At 67.3% G+C, this 24,297-nt stretch carries 22 protein-coding genes; 15 read left to right on the forward strand and 7 right to left on the reverse strand.

Annotated elements, in window-relative coordinates:
• Positions 1-3: 3 nt before the first annotated feature.
• The 11 genes from mraY to lpxC all read left to right on the forward strand — a co-directional run bounded on the left by mraY (position 4) and on the right by lpxC (position 12,620).
• Positions 4-1,173: a phospho-N-acetylmuramoyl-pentapeptide-transferase gene (gene mraY, locus DIE04_RS04950; RefSeq protein ID WP_006752439.1), complete on the forward strand. Its 1,170-nt coding sequence runs from the start codon at positions 4-6 to the stop codon at positions 1,171-1,173.
• A 28-nt stretch (positions 1,174-1,201) separates the two neighbouring features.
• Complete coding sequence (murD, locus tag DIE04_RS04955) at positions 1,202-2,713, forward strand: UDP-N-acetylmuramoyl-L-alanine--D-glutamate ligase (protein WP_044844237.1); 1,512 nt, start codon at positions 1,202-1,204, stop codon at positions 2,711-2,713.
• The gene (ftsW, locus tag DIE04_RS04960) at positions 2,710-3,993 is read left to right on the forward strand and encodes a putative lipid II flippase FtsW (protein WP_044844236.1); all 1,284 of its coding nucleotides are present in this window, start codon (positions 2,710-2,712) and stop codon (positions 3,991-3,993) included. The genes murD and ftsW overlap by 4 nt, the downstream gene beginning before the upstream one ends.
• The gene (murG, locus tag DIE04_RS04965) at positions 3,990-5,093 is read left to right on the forward strand and encodes an undecaprenyldiphospho-muramoylpentapeptide beta-N-acetylglucosaminyltransferase (RefSeq protein ID WP_124520023.1); all 1,104 of its coding nucleotides are present in this window, start codon (positions 3,990-3,992) and stop codon (positions 5,091-5,093) included. The genes ftsW and murG overlap by 4 nt, the downstream gene beginning before the upstream one ends.
• Positions 5,090-6,487, forward strand: coding sequence for a UDP-N-acetylmuramate--L-alanine ligase (gene murC, locus DIE04_RS04970; RefSeq protein ID WP_044844234.1), 1,398 nt, complete (start codon positions 5,090-5,092; stop codon positions 6,485-6,487). The genes murG and murC overlap by 4 nt, the downstream gene beginning before the upstream one ends.
• A 1-nt stretch (position 6,488) precedes the next feature.
• On the forward strand, positions 6,489-7,430 hold the full coding sequence (locus DIE04_RS04975) for a D-alanine--D-alanine ligase (protein WP_059535171.1): 942 nt from the start codon (positions 6,489-6,491) through the stop codon (positions 7,428-7,430).
• Between the two features lie 19 nt (positions 7,431-7,449).
• Positions 7,450-8,202: a cell division protein FtsQ/DivIB gene (locus DIE04_RS04980; protein WP_124520021.1), complete on the forward strand. Its 753-nt coding sequence runs from the start codon at positions 7,450-7,452 to the stop codon at positions 8,200-8,202.
• A 26-nt stretch (positions 8,203-8,228) separates the two neighbouring features.
• A complete protein-coding gene (ftsA, locus tag DIE04_RS04985) occupies positions 8,229-9,461 on the forward strand; it encodes a cell division protein FtsA (RefSeq protein ID WP_044844232.1) in 1,233 nt (410 codons plus the stop codon).
• 111 nt (positions 9,462-9,572) lie between these two features.
• Positions 9,573-10,766 carry a cell division protein FtsZ gene (gene ftsZ, locus DIE04_RS04995; RefSeq protein WP_124520019.1) on the forward strand — a complete coding sequence of 398 codons (1,194 nt, stop codon included), beginning with the start codon at positions 9,573-9,575 and terminating at the stop codon, positions 10,764-10,766.
• 189 nt (positions 10,767-10,955) lie between these two features.
• Positions 10,956-11,462 (forward strand): peroxiredoxin, encoded by a 507-nt coding sequence (locus DIE04_RS05000; RefSeq protein ID WP_124520017.1) that lies wholly within the window; start codon positions 10,956-10,958, stop codon positions 11,460-11,462.
• Positions 11,463-11,702: 240 nt separating this feature from the next.
• Positions 11,703-12,620 (forward strand): UDP-3-O-acyl-N-acetylglucosamine deacetylase, encoded by a 918-nt coding sequence (lpxC, locus tag DIE04_RS05005; protein WP_044844229.1) that lies wholly within the window; start codon positions 11,703-11,705, stop codon positions 12,618-12,620.
• An 87-nt stretch (positions 12,621-12,707) separates the two neighbouring features.
• On the opposite strand, the gene DIE04_RS05010 is transcribed toward lpxC, so the two are convergent.
• Positions 12,708-13,187: a DUF721 domain-containing protein gene (locus DIE04_RS05010; protein ID WP_124500207.1), complete on the reverse strand. Its 480-nt coding sequence runs from the start codon at positions 13,185-13,187 to the stop codon at positions 12,708-12,710.
• A 267-nt stretch (positions 13,188-13,454) separates the two neighbouring features.
• On the opposite strand from DIE04_RS05010, the gene secA reads away from it, so the two are divergent.
• From secA to DIE04_RS05030, 4 genes are all read left to right on the forward strand, one after another.
• Positions 13,455-16,253, forward strand: coding sequence for a preprotein translocase subunit SecA (gene secA / locus DIE04_RS05015; RefSeq protein WP_124488223.1), 2,799 nt, complete (start codon positions 13,455-13,457; stop codon positions 16,251-16,253).
• Between the two features lie 143 nt (positions 16,254-16,396).
• On the forward strand, positions 16,397-17,638 hold the full coding sequence (argJ, locus tag DIE04_RS05020; protein WP_124488224.1) for a bifunctional glutamate N-acetyltransferase/amino-acid acetyltransferase ArgJ: 1,242 nt from the start codon (positions 16,397-16,399) through the stop codon (positions 17,636-17,638).
• Positions 17,639-17,657: 19 nt separating this feature from the next.
• Positions 17,658-18,527, forward strand: a complete 870-nt coding sequence (locus DIE04_RS05025; protein WP_044844225.1) for an ATP-binding protein — start codon at positions 17,658-17,660, stop codon at positions 18,525-18,527.
• Complete coding sequence (locus DIE04_RS05030) at positions 18,524-18,967, forward strand: NUDIX domain-containing protein (RefSeq protein ID WP_044844224.1); 444 nt, start codon at positions 18,524-18,526, stop codon at positions 18,965-18,967. The genes DIE04_RS05025 and DIE04_RS05030 overlap by 4 nt, the downstream gene beginning before the upstream one ends.
• Before the next feature lie 61 nt (positions 18,968-19,028).
• Here DIE04_RS05030 and DIE04_RS05035 read toward each other — a convergent pair whose 3' ends face one another.
• The 6 genes from DIE04_RS05035 to DIE04_RS05060 form a co-directional block, all read right to left on the reverse strand.
• Positions 19,029-19,229 (reverse strand): DNA gyrase inhibitor YacG, encoded by a 201-nt coding sequence (locus DIE04_RS05035; protein WP_039317342.1) that lies wholly within the window; start codon positions 19,227-19,229, stop codon positions 19,029-19,031.
• 28 nt (positions 19,230-19,257) lie between these two features.
• Entirely contained in the window at positions 19,258-20,013 is a 756-nt protein-coding gene (zapD, locus tag DIE04_RS05040) for a cell division protein ZapD (RefSeq protein WP_044844223.1), read from the reverse strand.
• A 109-nt stretch (positions 20,014-20,122) separates the two neighbouring features.
• Positions 20,123-20,731: a dephospho-CoA kinase gene (gene coaE / locus DIE04_RS05045; protein WP_124488225.1), complete on the reverse strand. Its 609-nt coding sequence runs from the start codon at positions 20,729-20,731 to the stop codon at positions 20,123-20,125.
• A gap of 84 nt (positions 20,732-20,815) precedes the next feature.
• Positions 20,816-21,727, reverse strand: a complete 912-nt coding sequence (locus DIE04_RS05050) for an A24 family peptidase (RefSeq protein WP_124488226.1) — start codon at positions 21,725-21,727, stop codon at positions 20,816-20,818.
• Positions 21,728-21,773: 46 nt separating this feature from the next.
• Positions 21,774-22,979, reverse strand: coding sequence for a type II secretion system F family protein (locus DIE04_RS05055; protein ID WP_124520015.1), 1,206 nt, complete (start codon positions 22,977-22,979; stop codon positions 21,774-21,776).
• 5 nt (positions 22,980-22,984) lie between these two features.
• Positions 22,985-24,262 carry a GspE/PulE family protein gene (locus DIE04_RS05060; protein WP_124520013.1) on the reverse strand — a complete coding sequence of 426 codons (1,278 nt, stop codon included), beginning with the start codon at positions 24,260-24,262 and terminating at the stop codon, positions 22,985-22,987.
• Positions 24,263-24,297 lie beyond the last annotated feature (35 nt).

The raw sequence follows: 24,297 nt of genomic DNA on the forward strand, positions 1-24,297 counted from the left end.
AGCATGCTGCTGGCGCTGGCGCAATGGCTGCAGGGAGACGCAAGCTTTTTGCGCTTGTTCACGTACCTGACGTTCCGCGCGGTGATGGCTACCATCACCGCGCTCGGTATCGGGCTCGTGTGCGGACCGTGGGTGATCCGCAAGCTGACGCAAATGAAGGTCGGGCAGGCCGTGCGCAAGGACGGCCCGCAAAGCCATCTCGTCAAGTCCGGCACGCCGACGATGGGCGGCGTGCTGATCCTGATCGGCATCGCGGTCGCGACGCTGCTGTGGGGCGACCTGACGAACCGTTTCATCTGGATCGTGATGCTCGTCACGTTCGGCTTCGGCGTGATTGGCTGGGTCGACGACTACCGCAAGGTCGTCTACAAGGACCCGCGCGGGATGTCGTCGCGCGAAAAGTATTTCTGGCAGTCGGTGATCGGGCTGTTCGCGGCGGTCTACCTCGCATTCAGCGTGTCCGAGGCGAACAACGTGCGCGTGTTCGACCTGTTCATGGCGTGGGTGAGGAGCGGCCTGTCGATGGGGCTGCCGGCGCGGGCCGACCTGATGCTGCCGTTCCTGAAGTCGATCAGCTATCCGCTGGGCGTCTGGGGCTTCATCGTGCTGACGTATTTCGTGATCGTCGGCGCGAGCAACGCGGTGAACCTGACCGACGGCCTCGACGGGCTCGTGATCATGCCGGTCGTGCTGGTCGGCGGGTCGCTCGGCGTGTTCGCGTACGTGATGGGCAGCTCGGTCTATTCGAAATACCTGCTGTTCCCGCACATCCCGGGCGCCGGTGAACTGCTGATCTTCTGTTCTGCGATGGGCGGGGCAGGGCTCGCGTTCCTCTGGTACAACACGCACCCCGCGCAGGTGTTCATGGGAGACGTCGGCGCGCTGGCGCTCGGCGGCGCGCTCGGCACGGTCGCGGTGATCGTGCGCCAGGAAATCGTGCTGTTCATCATGGGCGGCATCTTCGTCGCGGAAACGCTGTCGGTGATGCTGCAGGTGTCGTGGTTCAAGTACACGAAGAAGCGCTACGGCGAAGGGCGGCGCCTGCTGAAGATGGCGCCGCTGCATCACCATTTCGAATTGTCCGGCTGGAAGGAAACGCAGGTGGTGGTGCGTTTCTGGATCATCACGCTGATGCTGTGCCTGTTCGGTCTGTCCACCCTCAAGCTGCGGTAAAGGAAAGGTAACAAGGATGTCTGGCGAGATGTTTGGAGATCGGCAGCGGCCGATGGTGCTCGTACTGGGGCTCGGTGAATCGGGTCTCGCGATCGCGCGGTGGTGCGCGAGGCACGGGTGCCGGCTGCGTATTGCCGATACCCGCGAGGCGCCGCCGAACCTTGCCGCGCTGCAGGCCGAAGGCATCGATGCGGAGTTCGTCGGCGGGCCGTTCACGCCCGCGCTGCTCGACGGCGGCGTCGAGATCGTCGGGCTGAGCCCCGGCCTGTCGCCGCTCGAACCTGCGCTGGCGGCGCTGATCGCGGCCGCGAACGAGCGCGCGATCGCGGTCTGGGGCGAACTGGAATTCTTCGCGCAGGCGCTGCGCGCGCTCGGCACGAGCGGCTACCAGCCGAAGGTGCTCGCGATCACCGGCACCAACGGCAAGACCACGACGACGAGCCTGACGGGCCTGCTGTGCCGGCGTTCGGGCAAGAAGGTCGCCGTCGCCGGCAACATCAGCCCGGCGATGCTCGACCGGCTCGCGGGCGCGATCGACGAGACGGCGCTGCCCGACGTCTGGGTGCTCGAACTGTCGAGCTTCCAGCTCGAGACGGCGCGCACGTTCGCGCCCGACGCGGCCGCGATTCTCAACATCACGCAGGATCACCTCGACTGGCACGGCAGCTTCGACGCGTATGCGGCCGCGAAGGGCCGGATCTTCGGCGCGACGACCACGCGCGTGCTCAACCGCGACGATGCGGCCGTGATGAAGTTCGCGCCGGCCGCCGGCGCGGCCGATGCGGCGCGCACGGTCACGTTCGGGCTGAACGAGCCGGTGCAGGACGGCGACTACGGGCTGTCGCGCGATAACGGTATCGCGTGGCTGGTCGAAGCGGTCGACCGCGACGCGCCGGACGAAACGACGACGACCCGCCGGCGCAAGCGCGACGGCGCGCATACGCCCGACATCGCGCAGAAGCGCCTGATGCCGGTCGACGCGCTGCGCATCCGCGGGCTGCACAACGCGGCGAACGCGCTGGCCGCGTTCGCGCTCGCGCGTGCGATCGACTTGGCCGCAGCGCCGCTGCTGCACGCGCTGCGCGAATACCGCGGCGAGGCGCATCGCGTCGAAGTGATCGCGACGATCGACGACGTGGACTACGTCGACGACAGCAAGGGAACGAACGTCGGCGCGACGGTGGCCGCGCTCGACGGGCTCGCGCAGAAGATCGTGCTGATCGCCGGCGGCGACGGCAAGGGGCAGGATTTCGCGCCGCTGGTCGCGCCGGTCGCGCGCTGGTGTCGTGCGGTGATGCTGATCGGCCGCGACGCGCCGGCGATTCGCGACACGCTCGCCGAAACCGGCGTGCCGCTCGCGGACCACGCGACGCTCGAAGGCGCGGTGCGTGCCGCCGCCGAGCTCGCCGAGCCGGGCGATGCGGTGCTGCTGTCGCCCGCGTGCGCGAGCCTCGACATGTTCAGGAACTACGCCCATCGCGCGGAGGTGTTCCGCGCGGCGGTGGATGAAGTCGCCATCGACAAAGGAGCGACGCCATGAGCTGGTCCGATCGCCTCGTCTCCCGTTTCAACGACCGGCGCGACACCGGCGGCAATGCCGCCGGCGGTCGCGTCGCGTCCGCCACGCGCGCTGCGACCGGCGGCCTCGCGAGCGTCGTCAACGGCGTGCGGCCGAGCCGCTCGCGGATGCTCGACTTCGACTACTCGCTGCTGTGGGTCGCGATCGCGCTGCTCGGGCTCGGCGTCGTGATGGTGTATTCGGCGTCGATCGCGATGCCCGATTCGCCGAAATACGCGTCGTATCACGATTACGCGTTCCTGATGCGCCACTGCGTGTCGCTCGTCGTTGCGTTCATCGCGGCGGTGATCGCGTTCCGCGTGCCGGTGTCGACCTGGGACAAATACGCGCCGCATCTCTTCCTGATCGCGCTGGTCGGCCTCGTGATCGTGCTGATCCCGCACGTCGGCAAGGGCGTGAACGGCGCGCGCCGCTGGATTCCGCTCGGCATCACGAACATGCAGCCGTCGGAAATCATGAAGCTCGCGGTGACGATCTACGCGGCGAACTACACGGTGCGCAAGCAGGAGTACATGCAGAGCTTCGCGAAAGGCTTTCTGCCGATGGCGTTCGCGGTCGGTCTCGTCGGCGCGCTGCTGCTGCTCGAGCCGGACATGGGCGCGTTCATGGTGGTCGCCGCGATCGCGATGGGCGTGCTGTTCCTCGGCGGCGTGAACGGCAAGCTGTTCGGCGGCCTGGTCGCGACGGCGGTCGGCACCTTCACGATGCTCGTATGGCTGTCGCCGTGGCGCCGCGAGCGGATCTTCGCGTATCTCGATCCGTGGGACGAACGCTATGCGCAGGGCAAGGCGTACCAGCTCACGCATTCGCTGATCGCGTTCGGCCGCGGCGAGTGGTTCGGCGTCGGCCTCGGCGGTAGCGTCGAGAAGCTGAACTACCTGCCCGAAGCGCATACCGACTTCATCCTCGCGGTGATCGGCGAGGAACTCGGCTTCGTCGGCGTGATGGTCGTGATCCTGCTGTTCTACTGGATCGTGCGCCGCGCGTTCGAGATCGGCCGCCAGGCGCTCGCGCTCGATCGCACGTTCGCGGGCCTGACGGCGAAGGGCATCGGTATCTGGTTCGGCGCGCAGACGTTCATCAACATGGGCGTGAACCTCGGCCTGCTGCCGACCAAGGGCCTGACGCTGCCGCTCGTGAGCTATGGCGGTTCGGGCATCCTGCTGAACTGTGTCGCGCTCGCGGTGCTGCTGCGGGTCGATTATGAAAATCGCGTCCTGATGCGGGGAGGGAAGGTATGACCGCGTCGCGACGCACGCTGATGGTGATGGCAGGCGGCACCGGGGGCCACGTGTTCCCGGGGCTCGCGGTCGCGCACCGGATGGAAGCGGCGGGCTGGCGCGTCGTGTGGCTCGGCAATCCGGCCGGGATGGAAGCGACGCTCGTGCCGAAGCACGGCATTCCGATGGAATACGTGCGCTTCGGCGGACTGCGCGGCAAGGGCCTGAAGACCAAGCTGACGCTGCCGTTCAACCTGCTGCGCGCATGCTGGCAGAGCCTCGGCGCGCTGCGCCGCGTGCGGCCGGACGTCGTGCTCGGGATGGGGGGCTACATCACGTTCCCGGCGGGCGTGATGGCCGCGCTGTCGGGTCGTCCGCTCGTGCTGCACGAACAGAATTCGATCGCGGGCCTGACCAACAAGGTGCTCGCGAAACTGGCCAAACGCGTGCTCGTCGCGTTTCCCGGCGCGCTGCCGCACGCGGAATGGACGGGCAACCCGATTCGTGCGGAACTTGCGCACACGGAACCGCCCAAAGCACGCTATGCGTCGCGCAGCGGCCCGCTGAACGTGCTGGTCGTCGGTGGCAGCCTCGGTGCGGCCGCGCTGAACGAAGTCGTGCCGCGCGCGCTGGCGCTGCTGAGGCCGGACGAGCGCCCGCGCGTCGTGCACCAGGCCGGCGCGAAGCACATCGACGCGCTGAAGGCGAATTACGAAGCGGCCGGTTTCGCGGCCGGCGAAGACGTGCGGCTCGTGCCGTTCATCGACGACATGGCGAGCGCGTACGCGGCGGCGGATCTCGTGATCTGCCGTTCCGGCGCGATGACGGTGTCGGAGATCGCGGCGGTGGGCGTGGCGGCGCTGTTCGTGCCGTTCCCGTACGCGGTCGACGACCACCAGACGACCAACGCCGCGTTCCTCGCCGATGCGGGCGCGGCCGTGCTGGTGCAACAACGCGACCTGTCGGCGGAACTGCTCGCCGACTGGCTGCGCGGCCAGTCGCGGGCGTCGCTCGCGGACATGGCGGAGCGTTCGCGCTCGCTGGCGAAGCCCGAGGCCACCGACGAAGTCGCGCGTGTCTGCGCGAAGGCGGCCGGCGCGAACCTGGAAAAACTGCAATGAAACACATCGTCAAACACATTCATTTCGTCGGGATCGGCGGCGCGGGCATGAGCGGCATCGCCGAAGTGCTCGTCAACCTCGGCTACGAGGTCAGCGGCTCCGACCTGTCGCGCAACGCGGTGACCGACCGTCTCGAGGCGCTCGGCGCGCGGATCGCGATCGGCCACGACGCGGCGAACATCGAGGGCGCGAACGCGGTCGTCGTATCGACGGCCGTGCGCTCGGACAACCCCGAGGTGCTGGCCGCGCGTAGCCAGCGCGTGCCGATCGTGCAGCGCGCGGTGATGCTCGCGGAACTGATGCGCCTGAAGCAGGGCATCGCGATCGCCGGCACGCACGGCAAGACCACGACGACGAGCCTCGTCGCGAGCGTGCTCGCGGCAGGCGGCCTCGACCCGACCTTCGTGATCGGCGGCCGGCTGATCAGCGCCGGCGCGAACGCGCGGCTCGGCACGGGCGACTTCATCGTCGCCGAGGCCGACGAGTCGGACGCGTCGTTCCTGAACCTGTATCCGGTGATCGAAGTCATCACGAACATCGACGCCGATCACATGGACACTTACGGCCACGATTTCGCGCGGCTCAAGCAGGCGTTCATCGAGTTCACGCAGCGCCTGCCGTTCTACGGCAGCGCGGTGGTGTGCGTCGACGATCCGAACGTGCGGCAGATCATCCCGTTCATCTCGAAGCCGGTCGTGCGCTACGGGCTGTCGCCGGACGCGCAGGTGCGCGCGGAAGACATCGACGCGCGCGACGGCCGCATGCACTTCACGGTGATCCGCGAAGGCCGTGCGCCGCTCGCGGTGGTGCTGAACCTGCCGGGCCTGCACAACGTGCAGAACGCGCTCGCGGCGATCGCGATCGCGACCGATCTCGGCGTGGCGGACGACGCGATCCAGCTGGCGCTCGCGGAATTCAACGGCGTCGGCCGGCGCTTCCAGCGCTACGGCGAGGTGCCGAGCGCGGACGGCGGCCAGTACACGCTGATCGACGATTACGGCCACCACCCGGTCGAGATGGCCGCGACGATCGCGGCCGCGCGCGGCGCGTTCCCGGGCCGCCGCCTCGTGCTGGCGTTCCAGCCGCACCGCTACACGCGCACGCGCGACTGCTTCGACGATTTCGTCAACGTACTGTCGACGGTCGACGCGCTGGTGCTGACGGAAGTTTATGCCGCGGGCGAAGCGGCGATCGCGACGGCCAACGGCGATGCGCTGTCGCGTGCGCTGCGCGCGGTGGGGAAGGTTGACCCGGTGTTCGTCGCGACGGTCGACGACGTGCCGGATGCATTGGCGAAGGTCGCGCAGAACGGCGACGTGGTGATCACGATGGGCGCGGGTTCGATCGGCGGCGTGCCGGCGAAGCTCGTGCAACATACTCAACAGAAGGCATGACATGAGCGGGATCGATCCGAAACGTTTCGGCAAGGTGGCGGTGTTGTTCGGCGGCGAATCCGCCGAGCGCGAGGTGTCGCTCACCTCGGGCCGCCTCGTGCTGCAGGGCCTGCGCGACGCGGGCGTCGACGCGCATCCGTTCGACCCGGCCGAGCGGCCGCTGTCGGCGCTGAAGGACGAAGGCTTCGTGCGCGCGTTCAACGCGCTGCACGGCGGCTACGGCGAGAACGGCCAGATCCAGGGCGCACTCGATTTCTACGGGATCCGCTACACGGGCAGCGGCGTGCTCGGCTCGGCGCTCGGCCTCGACAAGTTCCGCACGAAGCTCGTGTGGCAGCAGACGGGCGTGCCGACGCCGCCGTTCGAGACGGTGATGCGCGGCGACGACTACGCGGCGCGCGCGGCGGACATCGTCGCGAAGCTCGGCCTGCCGCTGTTCGTGAAGCCGGCGAGCGAAGGCTCGAGCGTCGCGGTGCTGAAGGTGAAGACGGCCGACGCGTTGCCCGCCGCACTGTCGGAAGCGGCGACGCACGACAAGATCGTGATCGTCGAGAAGAGCATCGAAGGCGGCGGCGAATACACCGCGTGCATCGCCGGCGATCTCGACCTGCCGCTGATCAAGATCGTGCCGGCCGGCGAGTTCTACGACTACCACGCGAAGTATGTCGCCGACGACACGCAATACCTGATTCCGTGCGGGCTGCCCGCCGAACAGGAAGCGGAACTGAAGCGCATCGCGCGCCGCGCGTTCGACGTGCTCGGCTGCACCGACTGGGGCCGGGCGGACTTCATGCTCGACGCCGCCGGCAACGCGTATTTCCTGGAAGTGAACACGGCCCCCGGGATGACCGACCACTCGCTGCCGCCGAAGGCCGCGCGCTCGATCGGCATCAGCTATTCGGAGCTGGTCGTGAAGGTGCTGTCGCTTACGCTCAACGACTGACGCAGGAACGGAACGACGTATGTGGAACAACGTTCGCCAACTCAACCTTGCCGCCAGCGCGCTGTACGCGCTGTTGCTGCTCGTGTTGGCGGCGGCCGGCTGCTACTGGCTGATCCAGCGTCCGACGTTCGCGCTGCGCGAAATCCGGATCGATGGCGACACCGAGCACATCAACTCGCCGACGGTGCGTGCAGGCGTGGTCGGCCGGCTGAAGGGCAATTTCTTCACGGTCGATCTCGACGCGGCGCGGGCGGCGTTCGAGCAGATGCCGTGGGTGCGCCACGCGAGCGTGCGCCGGGTGTGGCCGAATGCGCTGGCTGTCACGCTCGAGGAGTACAAACCGCTCGGGACCTGGGGCAGTGCGCAGCTCGTGAGCGTCGACGGCGAGCTGTTCACCGCGAACCAGGGCGAACTGGATCAGGAATTGCCCGCGTTCGACGGCCCGGAGGGCAGTGCGAAGGAAGTCGTCACGCGGTATCACGACTTCGCGAACTGGTTTGCGCCGCTGAAGGCGGCGCCGGAAGAAGTGACGCTGTCGGCGCGCTACGCGTGGACGGTGAAGCTGTCGAACGGCATGCAGGTCGAGCTGGGCAAGGAACGCAACAGCGAGTCGCTGCATGACCGGAGCCAGCGCCTCGTCGCCGCGTGGCCGGCCGTCACGGAGCGTTGGGGCAACGACATCGAGTACGCGGACCTGCGTTATCCGAACGGATTCGCGATTCGTGCGGCAGGCATGCGGTTCCTGACCGATACCGACAAGCGCAAGAAGTAACGAGAGATCACACGCAAGAGCACTTTATGAGCAAAGACTACAAGGATCTGCTGGTTTCCCTCGACATCGGCACGTCGAAGGTGGTGGCCATCGTCGCCGAGCTGAAGGGCGAAGGCCATTACGAGGTGATCGGCCTCGGCCAGAGCGAGTCGAAAGGTCTGAAGAAGGGCGTGGTGGTCAACATCGAGGCCACCGTGCAGTCGATCCAGCGCGCGCTCGAGGAAGCCGAGCTGATGGCCGACTGCAAGATCACCAACGTGTTCACGGGGATCGCCGGCAGCCACATCCGCAGCTTCAACTCGAGCGGGATGGTCGCGATCAAGGACAAGGAAGTCACGCAGACCGACGTCGCGCGCGTGATCGAGACCGCGAAGGCGATCAACATCCCGACCGACCAGCAGGTGCTGCACATCCTCACGCAGGAATTCATCATCGACGGCCAGGAAGACGTGCGCGAGCCGATCGGCATGAGCGGGATCCGCCTCGAGGTGAAGGTGCACATCGTGACCGGTGCGGTCAGCGCCGCGCAGAACATCGTCAAGTGCGTGCGCCGCTGCGGGCTGGAAGTGAACGACCTGATCCTGCAGCCGCTCGCGTCGTCGCTGGCCGTGCTGACTGAAGACGAGAAGGATCTCGGCGTGGTGCTGGTCGACGTCGGCGGCGGCACGACCGACATCGCGATCTTCGCCGAAGGCGCGATCCGCCACACCGCGGTGATTCCGATCGCCGGCGACCAGATCACGAGCGACATCGCGATGGCGCTGCGCACGCCGACGCCGGACGCGGAAGACATCAAGGTCGGCTACGGGATCGCGAAGCAGGCGCTCGCCGATCCGGACGAGATGGTCGAAGTGCCGGGCCTCGGCGAACGCGGTCCGCGCACGCTGTCGCGCCAGGCACTTGCCGCCGTGATCGAACCGCGCGTCGAGGAACTGTTCTCGCTCGTGCAGCAGGTCGTGCGCGAGTCGGGTTACGAAGAACTGCTGAGCTCCGGCGTGGTCATTACCGGCGGGGCTTCGATGATGCCGGGCATGGTCGAGCTCGGCGAAGACATTTTCCTGAAGCCGGTGCGCATCGGCGCGCCGGAATACGCAGGCGGCCTCGCCGACGTGGTGCGCAACCCGCGCTACTCGACGGCGATGGGCCTGCTGGTCGAAGGCAGTGCACAGCGCATGCGCGGTCGCAAGGTCGCCGTGCAGTCCGGCAACGCGGGGCAGATCTTCTCGCGGATGAAGGAATGGTTCCTGAGCAACTTTTGACATACCGAATCGAAATTCGCGCCGGTGCCGGCGGCTGGCGCGCGACAGGGGGTTGCCCGATCTCCTGCCGAATAACGGCCGAGTAGTTCTATTTTCTTGACGGAGGCAACAATGGAATTCGAAATGCTGGAAACCGAAACCAACGGCACCATCATCAAGGTGGTCGGCGTTGGCGGCGCTGGCGGCAATGCCGTTCAGCACATGATCAACCGTGGCGTGCAGGGCGTCGACTTCATCGTGATGAACACCGACGCACAGGCGCTGTCGCGTGCGCGCGCACCGTCCGTGATCCAGCTCGGCAACACGGGCCTCGGCGCCGGCGCGAAGCCGGAAATGGGCAAGGCGGCGGCGGAAGAGGCGCGCGAGCGCATCGCCGACGCGCTGCGTGGCGCGCACATGGTGTTCATCACGGCCGGCATGGGTGGCGGCACGGGCACGGGCGCGGCGCCGGTGGTCGCGCAGATCGCGAAGGAGATGGGCATCCTGACGGTTGGTGTCGTCAGCAAGCCGTTCGAATTCGAAGGCGGCAAGCGCATGCGCGTCGCGGAAGCAGGCTCGCAGCAACTGGAGGATCACGTCGACTCGCTGATCGTCGTCCTGAACGACAAGCTGTTCGACGTGATGGGCGATGACGCCGAGATGGACAAGTGCTTCCAGTGCGCGGACGACGTGTTGAACAACGCGGTTGCGGGCATTGCCGAAATCATCAATGTCGATGGCCTCGTGAACGTCGACTTCGAAGACGTGAAGACGGTGATGGGCGAGCAGGGCAAGGCGATGATGGGCACGGCGACGGTCGCCGGCGTCGATCGCGCACGCCTCGCGGCCGAACAGGCCGTGGCGAGCCCGCTGCTCGAAGGCGTCGATCTGTCGGGCGCGCGCGGCGTGCTGGTCAACATCACGTCGAGCCGTTCGCTGCGCCTGTCGGAAACGCGCGAAGTGATGAACACGATCAAGAGTTACGCGGCGGAAGATGCCACGGTGATCTTCGGTGCGGTGTACGACGACGCGATGGGCGATGCGCTGCGCGTGACGGTCGTGGCGACGGGTCTGGGCCGTGCGGCGAAGAAGCAGCAATCGGCTCCGATGACGCTGCTGCGCACCGGCACCGACAACCAGCCGGTGAGCGTCTCGCACGGCTATGCGCAGCCGCAGCACGTCAGCACGGCCGACTACGGCGCGCTCGATACGCCGGCGGTGTGGCGCAACTCGCGCGAAACCGCGGCATCGCACGTGCAGGCGCTGCAGGAGAAGGGTGTCGACACGTACGACATCCCGGCTTTCCTGCGCAAGCAGGCTGACTGACGACGCACACAGGCGAAGCCGCGGCAAGTTTGCCGCGGTAACGCCGGCGTGACGGATGCCACGGACCACGACAGGCCGCGTCGGATGCGACGCCGGGCCGGGAAACGTGCCCTCTTCGCTCGAGCGAGGCGGGATGGGCCGTGCTGTCCGCAACACGCTGAAAAACCGTATCGCTATGAGGGACCAGCCATGATTCAAGTGGGCGACGCGCTGCCCGACGCGCAACTGTTCGAGTTCATCGACGACGCGCGCGAAGGCTGCACGCTGGGGTCGAATGCCTTCAGCGTGCGCGACCAGGTTGCGGGAAAGCGGGTGGTGATCTTCGGATTGCCGGGAGCTTTCACGCCGACCTGCTCGGCGCGGCATGTGCCGGGCTATGTCGAGCACGCCGAGCAACTGCGCTCGGCGGGCATCGACGAGCTCTGGTGCGTGTCCGTCAACGACGCATTCGTGATGGGCGCATGGGGACGTGATCTGCACACCGCGGGCAAGGTGCGCATGATGGCGGACGGCAGCGCTGCTTTCACTCATGCGCTGGGGCTGACGCAGGATTTGTCCGCGCGTGGCATGGGAATCCGTTCCCTGCGCTACGCGATGGTGGTCGACGACGGTGTGGTCAAGACGCTGGCCGTCGAAGCGCCGGGCAAGTTCGAAGTGAGCGATGCGGCGAGTGTGCTCGCGACGTTGAAGTCCTGATCCTGCGGTGCGCCGTTGCCTGCCGGCAACGCTGCTCACCGGCCTCAGGGCAGTTGTAACACGGGCCGATGACCGGAAACGCCTCCGTTCCGGGCATCGGCCCGTCCCGTATCGGCGCGGGTAACCAGTCGAAACAGATTGATACGCAGTTTCAAACAGCGTCGAATAGGGAATTACGCTATAATCTCACCTATCGAATATAACTCCTGATTGATATTCTCAATCAAGACGAAGAACACCATGTTGAAGCAGCGCACCATCAAATCGATCGTGAAGACCGTGGGCATCGGTCTCCACTCGGGCCGCAAGGTCGAACTGACGCTCCGCCCGGCCGCGCCGGGTACGGGGATCGTATTCTCGCGCGTCGACCTGCCCACGCCTGTCGACATTCCGGCATCCGCGATGTCGATCGGCGACACGCGGCTCGCGTCGGTGCTGCAGAAGGATGGAGCGCGCGTGTCGACCGTCGAGCACCTGATGTCGGCGTGCGCCGGCCTCGGCATCGACAACCTCTATGTCGACGTGACGGCCGAGGAAATCCCGATCATGGACGGCAGCGCCGCGTCCTTCGTGTTCCTGATCCAGTCCGCGGGCATCGAGGAGCAGAACGCGCCGAAGCGCTTCATCAAGGTGAAGAAGCCGGTCGAAATCCGCGACGGCGACAAGTTCGCGCGTCTCGATCCGTATTTCGGCTTCAAGCTGAAGTTCACGATCGACTTTCGTCACCCGGCCGTCGACAAGACTGGCCAGGAACTCGAGGTCGATTTCGCGAATACGTCGTACGTGCGCGAGATCGCGCGTGCGCGCACGTTCGGTTTTGCCCATGAAGTCGAAATGATGCGCGAGCTGGGTCTCGCGCGCGGCGGCAGCATGGACAACGCGATCGTGCTCGACGAGTACCGGATCCTGAACAACGACGGGCTGCGTTACGACGACGAGTTCGTGAAGCACAAGATGCTCGATGCGATCGGCGACCTGTACGTGGTCGGCCATCCGCTGCTGGCGTCGTACACCGCGTACAAGTCGGGGCACGGGCTGAACAACGCGCTGCTGCGCGAACTGCTCGCGCACGAAGACGCGTACGAGATCGTCACGTTCGACGACCCGCAGGCTGCGCCGAAGGGCTTCGCGTTCGACGCGCAGACGGCCTTCGCCTGATCGGCGTCCGGCGCCCCGCGATAAAAAAAGCGACCCTCGGGTCGCTTTTTTATTGGGCGGCCGGCCCGCACGGGCGGCGGCGCGCGTTCAGCGCGACGACTTCGCGCCGTGCCGTGCGGCCATCCGCGCGAGCGCGGCCTGCAGCGGCGACGGCTCGAGGTGATCGGCGAGCTCGCGCAACGCGGCGGCGCCGACGGTCGTCATGCGCGCCTGCTTCACGTGCGGCGGTTCCGGCGCGTCCTTCGGCCGCACGCGTACGCGCAGCGCCGAGACCGGCCAGCCGCGCTTCTGGAGATCGGCGAGCAGGCGCGGCTCGACCTGCCGCAGGCGGGCCGCGAGCGCATTGTGCGCGGCAAAGAGGGTCAGGGTGCCGTCCTTGATGGAGCCCGGTTCGACATGATTCGCAAGATAGTCGGGCAGGAGCGCCGCGAGGTCGCGCTGCAGCGACGCGACCTGTTCGACGCCGGCGCGCAGCGCCGCGAACGCGTCGGTGCGGTTGAGCACTTCGGACACGGGTTGCGGGCGATATGCGGGGAGCGGGCCGAAACGCTTGGAAAATCGGTTCATCGAGGCATTCTTCGGGCGCGCACGGGCGCGGGCGTTGACGCCGATTGTACCCGCGCCGGCTCCCGCACGGGCGGCTTTCGGGCCGTGCGCCCGGTTGCCTGCACGGGTTCGGCGTGCGGCGTGGGTCGGGCCGGGACACCGGCGCATGCTTCCTCGCGTGCTAAAATTCCTCGTTTGATTCCACTAATTCGCTAAGCCGCCGAGGCTCGGGCGTCGGGGCGCGCAACACGCGCCGGGCGCCGGTGCTGCGACGCAGGATCCGATCCGATGACAACCGGTTTTCTCCAGAAAATTTTTGGCAGCCGCAACCAGCGGCTCGTCAAGCAATACCAAAAGACCGTCGCGACGATCAATGCGCTCGAAACGCAGATCGAGAAGCTGACGGACGACCAGTTGCGCGGTAAGACGGATGAGTTCCGCCAGCGGATCGCGGGCGGCGAGTCGCTCGACAAGCTGCTGCCCGAGGCGTTCGCAGTCTGCCGGGAGGCGAGCCGCCGCGTGCTGAAGATGCGCCATTTTGACGTGCAGCTGATCGGCGGCATGGTGCTCCACTACGGCAAGATCGCGGAAATGCGCACCGGCGAGGGCAAGACGCTCGTCGCGACGCTGCCCGTGTACCTGAATGCGCTGGCCGGCCGTGGCGTGCACGTGGTGACGGTCAACGACTACCTCGCGCAGCGCGACGCCGAATGGATGGCGCGCCTCTACAACTTCCTCGGTCTGTCGGTCGGCATCAACCTGTCCGGCATGGAGCACGACCAGAAGCAGCAGGCCTACGCGTCGGACATCACCTACGGCACGAACAACGAGTTCGGCTTCGACTACCTGCGCGACAACATGGTCTACGAGACCGACGCGCGCGTGCAGCGGGCCCTGAACTTCGCGGTCGTCGACGAAGTGGACTCGATCCTGATCGACGAGGCGCGTACGCCGCTGATCATCTCGGGCCAGGCGGAAGACCACACCGAGCTGTACGTGCGGATGAACGCGCTGCCGCCGCTGCTCGAGCGCCAGATCGGCGAGGAGAAGGCCGATGGCACGGGCGTCGAGAAGCCGGGCGACTACACGCTCGACGAGAAGTCGCGCCAGGTGTTCCTGACGGAGTCGGGCCACGAGAAGGCCGAGCGGCTGCTCGCCGAGTGGGGCCTGATCGGCGAGGGCGAGAGCCTGTACGCACCGCAGAACATCACGCTGATGCACCACGTGTACGCGGCGCTGCGCGCCCACACGCTGTTCCACAAGGATCAGCACTACGTCGTGCAGAACGGCGAAGTGGTGATCGTCGACGAATTCACGGGCCGCCTGATGGCGGGCCGCCGCTGGTCCGACGGCCTGCACCAGGCGGTCGAGGCGAAGGAGCACGTGAAGATCCAGAGCGAGAACCAGACGCTCGCCTCGATCACGTTCCAGAACTACTTCCGGATGTACGCAAAGCTCGCGGGCATGACGGGCACGGCGGACACCGAAGCGTACGAATTCAACGAGATCTACGGCCTCGAGACGGTCGTGATCCCGACCAACCGTCCGCCGAAGCGGATCGACAAGCAGGACCAGATCTACAAGACGGCCAAGGAGCGCTACGACGCGGTGATCCGCGACATTCGCGAGTGCTACGAGCGCGGTCAGCCGGTGCTGGTCGGCACGACCTCGATCGAGAACTCGGAACTGCTGTCGCACCTGCTGAAGCAGGCCGGGCTGCCGCACGAGGTGCTGAACGCGAAGCAGCACGAGCGTGAAGCGGCGATCGTCGCGGAAGCCGGCCGTCCGAAGCGCATCACGATCGCGACCAACATGGCCGGTCGCGGTACCGACATCGTGCTCGGCGGCAACGCCGAGAAGCAGGCCGCATTCATCGAAGCCGACGAAGCGATCCCGGCCGACGAAAAGGCGCGCCGCATCAAGCAGTTGCACGACGAGTGGGAAACGCTGCACGAGCAGGTGAAGGCCGCGGGCGGCCTCCACATCATCGGCACCGAGCGCCATGAATCGCGCCGGATCGACAACCAGCTGCGCGGCCGTGCGGGCCGCCAGGGCGATCCGGGCTCGTCGCGCTTCTATCTGTCGCTCGACGATCCGCTGCTGCGCATCTTCGCGGGCGACCGCGTGCGCTCGATCATGGATCGCCTGAAGATGCCGGAAGGCGAGGCGATCGAGGCCGGCATCGTCACGCGTTCGATCGAATCGGCGCAGCGCAAGGTCGAAGCGCGCAACTTCGACATCCGCAAGCAGCTGCTCGAATACGACGACGTGTCGAACGACCAGCGCAAGGTGATCTACCAGCAGCGCAACGAATTGCTCGAAGCGCACGACATCACCGAGACGATCTCGGCGATGCGTCACGGCGTGATCACCGAAGTCGTCCGCCAGTTCGTGCCGGAAGGCAGCATCGAGGAACAGTGGGACGTGCCCGAGCTCGAGGAAGCGCTGCGCAACGACTGGCAGCTCGACCTCGCGATCCAGGAAATGGTGAACGAGTCGTCGTCGATCACGGCCGAGGAGATTCTCGAAGCCGTGACGACCGCCGCCGACGAGCAGTACGAGGCGAAGGTCGCGCTGGTCGGCCGCGAATCGTTCAGCGCGTTCGAGCGTTCGGTGATGCTGCAGACGGTCGACCGGCTGTGGCGCGAGCACCTCGCGGCGCTCGACCACCTGCGCCAGGGCATCCACCTGCGCGGCTATGCGCAGAAGAACCCGAAGCAGGAATACAAGCGCGAAGCGTTCGAGCTGTTCGCCGCGATGCTCGACGCGATCAAACAGGAAGTCACGCGCATCGTGATGAACGTGCAGATCCAGTCGCCTGAGCAGCTCGAGGAAGCCGCCGAGCAGATCGAGGAGCGCGGCGGCCATCTCGAAAACGTCGAGTTTCAGCACGCCGACTACGCGGAATCCGGCGCGCCGGTCGCGAACGTCGCGGCCGCCACCGCGGCCACGGCGACGGCCGACATGGTCGGCAGTGCGATGACCCACAGCGGCCCCGGCGGCGAGATGCCGAAGGTCGGCCGCAACGACCCGTGCCCGTGCGGCAGCGGCAAGAAGTACAAGCAATGTCACGGGAAGCTGTCATGATCGGCGGCGGCGCGCATCCGCGTGCCGCTTCGTTCGCAGCTTCGAGTCAGTGACGTGAGTTGCGGCGGCCCGCGCGTGCGGCCGCCGGTTCTTCCAATCGATGCCGGCGCGTGCCGGCATTTTCCATCCGGCAGGTGTGCCCCATGGCTGTCAATTTTCCGTCGATCGATCCCGCCCAACTCCATCCCGTCGCCGGCGTCACGCTCGGCTGGGCGGAAGCGAACATCCGCAAGCCGAATCGCAAGGACGTGCTGGTCATCTCCGTCGACGAAGGGGCGACGGTCGCTGGCGTATTCACCGAGAACCGCTTCTGCGCCGCGCCCGTGATCGTGTGCCGCGAGCATCTCGCGAAGGTGCGCGCGGGCGGCGCGGGCATCCGCGCGCTCGTCGTGAACACGGGCAACGCGAATGCGGGCACCGGCGAGCCGGGCCTCGCGAACACCCGCGAAACCTGCGCGGAACTCGCGCGTCTCGCGGGCCTCGACGCCGCACAGGTGCTGCCGTTCTCGACCGGCGTGATTCTCGAGCCGCTGCCGATCGACCGCCTGAAGGCCGGGCTGCCGGCCGCGCTCGCGAACCGCAAGGCCGCGAACTGGTACGACGCCGCGCAGGCGATCATGACGACCGACACGCTGCCGAAGGCCACGTCGCGCCAGGTGACGATCGACGGCCATACGGTCACGCTGACGGGCATCAGCAAGGGCGCGGGCATGATCAAGCCGAACATGGCGACGATGCTCGGCTTCCTCGCGTTCGATGCGAACGTCGCGCAGCCGGTACTCGACACGCTCGTGAAGGAAGTGGCCGACCGCTCGTTCAACTGCATCACGATCGACGGCGACACGTCGACGAACGACTCGTTCATCCTGATCGCGTCGGGCAAGAGCACGCTGCCCGCGATCACGTCGACCGATTCGCCGGCTTATGCGGCGCTGCGCGATGCAGTGACGCAGGTTGCCCAGCAGCTGTCGCAGCTGATCGTGCGCGACGGCGAAGGCGCGACGAAATTCATGACGGTGCAGGTCGAGGGCGGCAAGAGCGTCGCCGAGTGCCGCCAGATCGCGTATGCGATCGGGCATTCGCCGCTGGTGAAGACGGCCTTCTATGCATCCGACCCCAACCTGGGCCGGATTCTCGCGGCGATCGGCTACGCGGGCGTCACGGATCTCGACGTCGGCAAGATCGATCTCTATCTCGACGACGTGCTCGTCGCGAAGGCCGGTGGCCGCAACCCGGCTTATCAGGAAGAGGACGGCCAGCGCGTGATGAAGCAGAGCGAAATCACGATTCGCGTGCTGCTCGGTCGCGGCGACGCGCAGGCAACGGTCTGGACGTGCGACCTGTCGCACGATTACGTGAGCATCAACGCGGACTACCGCTCCTGATCGGGAGCGCTCGAACGACATGGACAAGCTCGAACAGTTTCTGACGCGCGCGGAAGCGCTGCTCGGCCGCCTCGAGGGGATGCTCCCCCCGGCGCCGGCGGCCGTCGACTGGAACGCCGCCACCGCGTTCCGCTGGCGCAAGCGCCAGGGGCGCGGCTATCTGCAACCGGTGCCGGCAGCGTCGACGATCACGCTCGACGACCTGCACAACATCGATCGGCAGAAAGGGCTGATCGAGCAGAACACGCGACAGTTCGTGCAGTGCAAGCCGGCGAACAATGTGCTGCTGACCGGTGCCCGCGGCACCGGCAAGTCGTCGCTGATCAAGGCGTGCCTGAACGCCTATGCGAAGGACGGGCTGCGCCTGATCGAAGTCGACAAGGACGATCTGCACGATCTCGGCGACATCGTCGAGGTGATCTCGCAGCGTCCGGAGCGGTTCATCGTGTTCTGCGACGACCTGTCGTTCGAGGACGGCGAATCGGGCTACAAGGCGCTGAAGGTCGCGCTCGACGGCTCGATCGCCGCGCAGTCCGACAACGTGCTGATCTACGCGACGTCGAATCGCCGCCATCTGCTGCCCGAGTACATGAGCGACAACGAGTCGTACAAGCATCTGCCGGACGGCGAGATCCACCCCGGCGAAGTCGTCGAGGAAAAGATCTCGCTGTCGGAGCGCTTCGGCCTGTGGGTCAGCTTCTACCCGTTCAAGCAGGACGACTACCTCGACATCGTCGCGCACTGGCTGCGCCATTTCGGTTGCGCGGACGCCGAGATCGAGACGGCACGCGGCGATGCGCTCGTCTGGGCGCTCGAGCGCGGTTCGCGTTCGGGGCGTGTCGCATGGCAGTTTGCGCGCGACTGGTCGGGCCGCAAGGAGCAGGCATGAGCACGGATTCCGTAACGAGCGCCGTGCGCGCGCCCGACGGCCGGAAGGTGACGGAAGTCGCGGTCGGCGTGATGGTGCAGCCAGACGGTCGCTACCTGCTCGCGCAGCGGCTGCAGGGCAAGCCGTATGAAGGCTATTGGGAGTTTCCGGGCGGCAAGCTGGAGGCCGGGGAGAGCGTCGAGGACGCGCTGGCGCGCGAGCTGCACGAGGAACTCGGCATCGAAGTCACGGCCAGCCACCGCTGGCATACGCTCGAGCACGATTATCCGCACGCGTACGTGCGGCTTTATTTCTGCAAGGTGACGGGCTGGACGGGTGAGCCGCACAGCAAGGAAGGGCAGGCGTTCGTATGGCAGCAACTGCCGGTCGAGGTCGCGCCGCTGTTGCCGGCGGCGCTGCCGGTGCTGGAACTGCTCGAGAAGGAAGCGGCGTCGCAATGACGCCGTGACGGCTCGCCTGGAAGGCGGGCCGTATCCGCCCATGGGCGGTGCCGTGCGCCGCTCAGCTGTCGCGGCGGCCGTCGGTGCCGTCTTCCTCCGACGACGGACCCTCGTCGGAGGACCCGCCGATCCGGTACTTTTCCGCGGCCCATGCACCGAGGTCGAGCTGCTTGCAGCGGGCCGAACAGAAGGGACGGAACTTGTTTTCAGGCGTCCAGCGCACTTCTGCGCCGCACGAAGGACATTTCACAACGGTAGTCATACGAAAGCGTCGAACCGGCACACGGCCGTTACAGATTGCACAGTGTCAGATGGAACGGCACGTCGATGTCCACCGCGCGCGGCCGCACGTCGCCGTCCTGCATGGTGAACCGTACCCACAACATGTATTTGTTGGCGCTCGCTTCGGGAATCACGCGCAGCTCCGGCGGCACGCGCACCTGCATCAGCTGATAGGTGCGCCCCGACAGCATCTGCTGGTAGCTGCCCTGCATCGCCATCACCTTCGACGCCTGGCCCGATTCGCGAGCGAGCCGCAGCACGATCGCCGCGGCATCGCGCAGCGGCAGCAGCGGCAGGATCCATTTCGCGATGTCCTGGCGCCGCTGTTCCGCGGGCCATTGCTGCCACGCGTAGTACGACGGAAGGTCGAACTTGCACGTGCCGCCGGGAATCACCGCGCGGCTGCGGATGCTGGCGAGCCACTCGTTGTCGACCAGATGCTGCCCGGTCTTGCCCTGCATCTGCGCAAGATTGGCGAGCGTCTGCTCGATTTCACCGAGCACGGACTCGAGCGCATTCTGTTCGATGCCCGGATTGCCGCGAAAGGGGGCGAGCGTCTGGCGTTGACGTTCGAGCTCTTTCATCAGATCCGATTTCAGGTCCGCGCGGCCCGTGACCTCGGCGATTTCGAACAGCGTCGTCAGCGCGACGTGATGCTCACGCGGGTCCTCCTGAGCCAAAAAGAACGCGAAGCGCTCGAACAGGTCTTCGAGGCGCAACAGCGTGCGAATTCGCTCGTTGAACGGATACTCGTAAAGAATCAAGCGCGCTCGCCTCTAGGGTAGGGATTGAAACAATGCAGGACATTCTAATGCTCACTGTCTACCCTAGCAACGCACCAATTTCGTACACCATCACGATCGCACGCCGCGATCAGTGCGCGGCAGCCGCCAATGCGAGATAGCGTTGGTGCAGTGCATCGACCTGCGCGGCGAGCGCATCGGGTGTCGTCGCGTCGTTGACGATCACGTCGTCGGCCGCTGCGAGACGCGCCTCGCGCGTTGCCTGTCTCGCGATGATCGCTTCGACCTGTTCGCGCGTGAAATCATTGCGTCGCATCACACGTGCGATCTGCGTTTCGACCGGACAGTCGACCACGAGCACACGATCGCTGCGCGCCTTCCAGTTACCTGACTCCACGAGCAGCGGCACGACGAAGATCACGTAAGGGCCTTGCGCTGCGCGGGCTTCGCGATCGGTTTCGGCGCGGATCAGCGGATGCGTGATCGCCTCGAGGCGCCGGCGTGCGTCGTCGTCGCTGAAAATGAGTGCGCGCATCTTCGCGCGATCGAGCGAGCCGTCGGCCGCGACGAAGTCCGGTCCGAATGCGTGTTCGATCGCGGGCATCGCGAGACCGGCCGGTGCGGTGATGCGGTGCGCGATCAGGTCGGTGTCGACGAGCGATGCACCGCGTGCGGCGAACAGGTCGGCGACGGTCGTCTTGCCGCTGCCGATGCCGCCGGTCAGTCCTATTGCAAACATGTGAGCCTCCGCCGGGCCGCCGCGCGGAAGCGAAGCGCCTCCCCGCGACGCAGCGAACATGGCGGACGCCGGCAGCGTGTCATGTCAGCCGCCGAGCGCCGAATAGAAAGGGGTACCGAAAAACAGCGTGGCGACGCCGCCTGCCGCGAGGAACGGGCCGAACGGAATCGGCTCCTCGAAGCGCATGCGCCCGCGCCAGGTCGCGACGAGCCCGACGAGCGCACCCGTCACCGCGGCGAACAGCACGACCTGCGGCAGCGCGGCCCAGCCCATCCACGCGCCGAGCGCGGCGAGCAACTTCAGGTCGCCGAAGCCGATGCCCTCGATGCCGCGCAGCCACTTGAACAGCCAGTAGACCGACCACAGGAACAGGTAGCCGGCCATCGCGCCGACCACGGCCGAACGCAGCGACGTGAACGTGCCGCCGAGATTCAGTGCGAGCCCGGCCCACAGCAGAGGCAGCGTCATCGAATCGGGCAGGTAGCCGGTCTGGATATCGATCGCGCTCATCGCCAGCAGCGCGGCGCACAGTCCGAACGCGGCGAGTGCGGCAACGGTGGGGCCGAACGCGGCGAGCGAACCGGCGGCGAGCAGCGCACCGGCGAGCTCGACGAGCGGATAGCGCACGCCGATCGCATGGCCGCACTGACGGCAGCGCCCGCGCAACAGCAGGTAGCTGACGAGCGGGATGTTTTCCCACGCGCGCAGCACGTGACCGCAATGCGGACAGGCGCTGCGCGGGCGCCACAGATCGTAGTGCGGCGGATAGCCGTCGTCCGGCGGCGAGCTTGCGCTGCCGGTTGCTTCCGCGATTTCGGCCTGCCACGCGCGCTGCATCATCACCGGGACCCGGTGCACGACGACGTTCACGAAGCTGCCGACGCACAGGCCGAGCACGACGGCGAACGCATACTGCACCGCGAGCGGCAGCATCGCCAGCGCGTGCAACGTGCTGTCGGGCGAGTCGAAAACGGTGGTCAGGGGCGCGGGCGTCATGGGGCTCGGGTTCGGGCTTGAAAAGGCGACAGAATCGGTTGCGATGCTACACCACGTTGCCCAGCTGAAGGATGGGCAGATACATCGCGATCACGAGGCCGCCGACGAGCGCACCCAGGACGATCACGATCAGCGGCTCGCCGAGCGCGGCGAGCGCATCGAGGCGTGCGTCGAGCTGACGTTCGCATAGCGCGGCGATATCGGCGAGCATCGTGTCGAGCGCGCCGGTTTCCTCGGCGACGGCGATCGGCTGCACGACGTCGTCCGGGAAGCAGCCCGCCGCGTGCATCGCATCGGCGAGACGCGCGCCGCGCAGCACGCGCGTCGCGATCTGCGCGGTGGCCTGCTCGAACACCGGATGGCCGGCGGTGCGTTCGAGCGTGGAGAATGCATCGGCGAGCGGGACGCCCGCACCGAGCAGCGTTGCGAGCGAGCGGCACCAGCGCGCGGTCGCGAACCGCGTGAGCGCGCCGCCGACGAGCGGCGCATCCAGCACGTGCCGCGCGGCCGTGTAGCGCAGCGATGGCGAGCGCCGCAGCGCGTGACGTGCGGCGAGCCCCGCCACCGCTGCCCCGGCGACGAACGTGCCGCCCCAGGCCGAGGTCGCGGACGAGAGGGCGAGCAGGGCTCGGGTCGGCGCCGGCAAGGCCGCGCCGAAGCCGTCGAAGATCTGCCGGAACGTCGGCACGACCCACACCATCAGCGCGGCCGAGATCGCGAGCGCGAACACGATGACGGCGACCGGGTAGGCGAGCGCGGCACGCAGCTTGCGCCATTGCGCGTCGGCACGTTCGCGGTGCTCCGCGACGCGGGTCAGTATGGTGCCGAGCGCGCCCGATGCTTCGCCTACCTCGATCAACTGGCGATACAGCGTGCCGAACTGGGACGGGTAGCGTGCGAGCGCGGCGGCGAAGCGCTGCCCGCCGACGATCTCGCGTGCGAGGCCGGCGGCGATGCGCGGCAGCCCGTCGCGCGTGCGGGTGCGCGCGAGCATCTCGAGCGACGGTGCGAGCGGCAGTCCGGCCTGCAGCAGGCTCGCGAGCTGACGCGTGAAGCGCGTGACTTCCCGCGCGCCGGCCGACGGCGGGCGGGCCGTGCCGCGGACATCGAGCGACAGCACCGTGACGCCGTCGCGCGCGAGCGCCGCACGTGCGGCGGCGGCATCGAAGGCGATGACGTTCCCGCGGCATGGCGTGCCGTCGCGACGACGGCCACGCCACGCGAAACGCGTCTCGTGCGGCGGTGCAGGCATCGCGATCACGCGTCGGGCGTCGCGGCCAGTGCTTCCGCGACGCTCGTCGTACCGTCGCGAACGTGCGCGAGTGCCGCGTCGCGCAGACTACGTACGCCCTCGGCTGCCGCGCATTGCGCGAGCGCACCGACGCTTGCGCGCGCGACGATGCGTTCTGCCATCTCCGGTGAAACCGGCATCGTCTGATGCAGGCCGATGCGGCCTCGATAACCGATGCCGTGACAGGCGGCACAGCCGCGCGCGACGAACGGGCGCCACCCGGATTCCAGTGCTGCCGGATTGCAGCCTGCTTCGCGCAGCGCGCGCACCGACGCGTCCGAACGCACGCGGCAGGTGAGGCACAGGCGCCGCACGAGGCGTTGCGCGGTGACGAGGCGCAACGCGGCGGCGAGGTTGTATGGCGCGACGCCGATGTCGAGCAGTCGCGCGACGGCTGCCGGCGCGTCGTTCGTATGCAGCGTGGACAGCACGAGGTGCCCGGTCTGTGCGGCCTTGATCGCGACGTCGGCCGTCTCCGCATCGCGAATCTCGCCGACCATGATGACGTCCGGGTCCTGACGCAGCAGCGCGCGCAGCGCAGTGGCGAACGTCAGCCCGGCTTTTTCGGCGACGCCGACCTGGTTGATGCCGTCGAGCTGGATCTCGGCCGGATCCTCGACCGTGCACACATTGTGCGCATCGCGGTCGAGCATCTGCAGCGCGCAGTAGAGCGACAGCGTCTTGCCGCTGCCGGTCGGCCCGGTCACGAGCACGAGACCGTGCGGCGCGCGTATCGCGGCTTCCATCGCCGCGGCCTGCCGCGCGTCGAAGCCGAGACGCGCGAGCGTGAGGTCGGGCGGCAGCGTTTCGAGGCGGCGCAACACGAGCTTCTCGCCGAACAGCGTGGGCAGCGAGCTGACCCGGTAGTCGCCGCGCGTGCCGCCGTCGACCGCGATGCGCAGCCGGCCGTCCTGCGGAAGCCGGCGCTCGGCGATGTCCATGCGGGCGAGCACCTTGATCCGCGTCACGAGCGCGTCGCGCAGATGAGCGGGCGGCCGCGCGTGTTCATGCAGGACGCCATCGATGCGCAGGCGGATGCGCCAGCCTGCTTCGAACGGTTCGACGTGGATGTCGGACGCGTCGCGCACGCGGGCGGCGTGCAGTGTGTCGGTCAGCAGCCGTACGGCGGGCGAGTCGTCGAGTTGCGCCGCATCGAGCGACCGCGGTGTTTCGGCGGGCGATGCGGCGGTGGAGACAGGCGGCCGCTGCGTGTGCAGCGGCGCCCCGGGAAGTGGGAAGTGCATGTGAGCCGGCGCTCGGCCGCCTGTTGATCGTGACC

This window comes from Burkholderia sp. Bp8994 (assembly GCF_003853805.1).
GTDB lineage: Bacteria > Pseudomonadota > Gammaproteobacteria > Burkholderiales > Burkholderiaceae > Burkholderia.

What these genes read in the sequence shown, in the direction of transcription:
- ftsZ (WP_124520019.1), top strand. Translation starts at nt 9,573, where the DNA reads ATGGAATTCGAAATGCTGGAAACCGAAACCAACGGCACCATCATCAAG.
- lpxC (WP_044844229.1), top strand. Translation starts at nt 11,703, where the DNA reads ATGTTGAAGCAGCGCACCATCAAATCGATCGTGAAGACCGTGGGCATC.
- DIE04_RS05000 (WP_124520017.1), top strand. Translation starts at nt 10,956, where the DNA reads ATGATTCAAGTGGGCGACGCGCTGCCCGACGCGCAACTGTTCGAGTTC.
- coaE (WP_124488225.1), bottom strand. Translation starts at nt 20,731, where the DNA reads ATGTTTGCAATAGGACTGACCGGCGGCATCGGCAGCGGCAAGACGACC.
- DIE04_RS05025 (WP_044844225.1), top strand. Translation starts at nt 17,658, where the DNA reads ATGGACAAGCTCGAACAGTTTCTGACGCGCGCGGAAGCGCTGCTCGGC.
- ftsW (WP_044844236.1), top strand. Translation starts at nt 2,710, where the DNA reads ATGAGCTGGTCCGATCGCCTCGTCTCCCGTTTCAACGACCGGCGCGAC.
- ftsA (WP_044844232.1), top strand. Translation starts at nt 8,229, where the DNA reads ATGAGCAAAGACTACAAGGATCTGCTGGTTTCCCTCGACATCGGCACG.
- murC (WP_044844234.1), top strand. Translation starts at nt 5,090, where the DNA reads ATGAAACACATCGTCAAACACATTCATTTCGTCGGGATCGGCGGCGCG.
- mraY (WP_006752439.1), top strand. Translation starts at nt 4, where the DNA reads ATGCTGCTGGCGCTGGCGCAATGGCTGCAGGGAGACGCAAGCTTTTTG.
- argJ (WP_124488224.1), top strand. Translation starts at nt 16,397, where the DNA reads ATGGCTGTCAATTTTCCGTCGATCGATCCCGCCCAACTCCATCCCGTC.
- DIE04_RS05060 (WP_124520013.1), bottom strand. Translation starts at nt 24,262, where the DNA reads ATGCACTTCCCACTTCCCGGGGCGCCGCTGCACACGCAGCGGCCGCCT.
- DIE04_RS05050 (WP_124488226.1), bottom strand. Translation starts at nt 21,727, where the DNA reads ATGACGCCCGCGCCCCTGACCACCGTTTTCGACTCGCCCGACAGCACG.
- DIE04_RS05010 (WP_124500207.1), bottom strand. Translation starts at nt 13,187, where the DNA reads ATGAACCGATTTTCCAAGCGTTTCGGCCCGCTCCCCGCATATCGCCCG.
- murD (WP_044844237.1), top strand. Translation starts at nt 1,202, where the DNA reads ATGTTTGGAGATCGGCAGCGGCCGATGGTGCTCGTACTGGGGCTCGGT.
- DIE04_RS04975 (WP_059535171.1), top strand. Translation starts at nt 6,489, where the DNA reads ATGAGCGGGATCGATCCGAAACGTTTCGGCAAGGTGGCGGTGTTGTTC.
- secA (WP_124488223.1), top strand. Translation starts at nt 13,455, where the DNA reads ATGACAACCGGTTTTCTCCAGAAAATTTTTGGCAGCCGCAACCAGCGG.
- DIE04_RS05035 (WP_039317342.1), bottom strand. Translation starts at nt 19,229, where the DNA reads ATGACTACCGTTGTGAAATGTCCTTCGTGCGGCGCAGAAGTGCGCTGG.
- DIE04_RS04980 (WP_124520021.1), top strand. Translation starts at nt 7,450, where the DNA reads ATGTGGAACAACGTTCGCCAACTCAACCTTGCCGCCAGCGCGCTGTAC.
- DIE04_RS05055 (WP_124520015.1), bottom strand. Translation starts at nt 22,979, where the DNA reads ATGCCTGCACCGCCGCACGAGACGCGTTTCGCGTGGCGTGGCCGTCGT.
- DIE04_RS05030 (WP_044844224.1), top strand. Translation starts at nt 18,524, where the DNA reads ATGAGCACGGATTCCGTAACGAGCGCCGTGCGCGCGCCCGACGGCCGG.
- murG (WP_124520023.1), top strand. Translation starts at nt 3,990, where the DNA reads ATGACCGCGTCGCGACGCACGCTGATGGTGATGGCAGGCGGCACCGGG.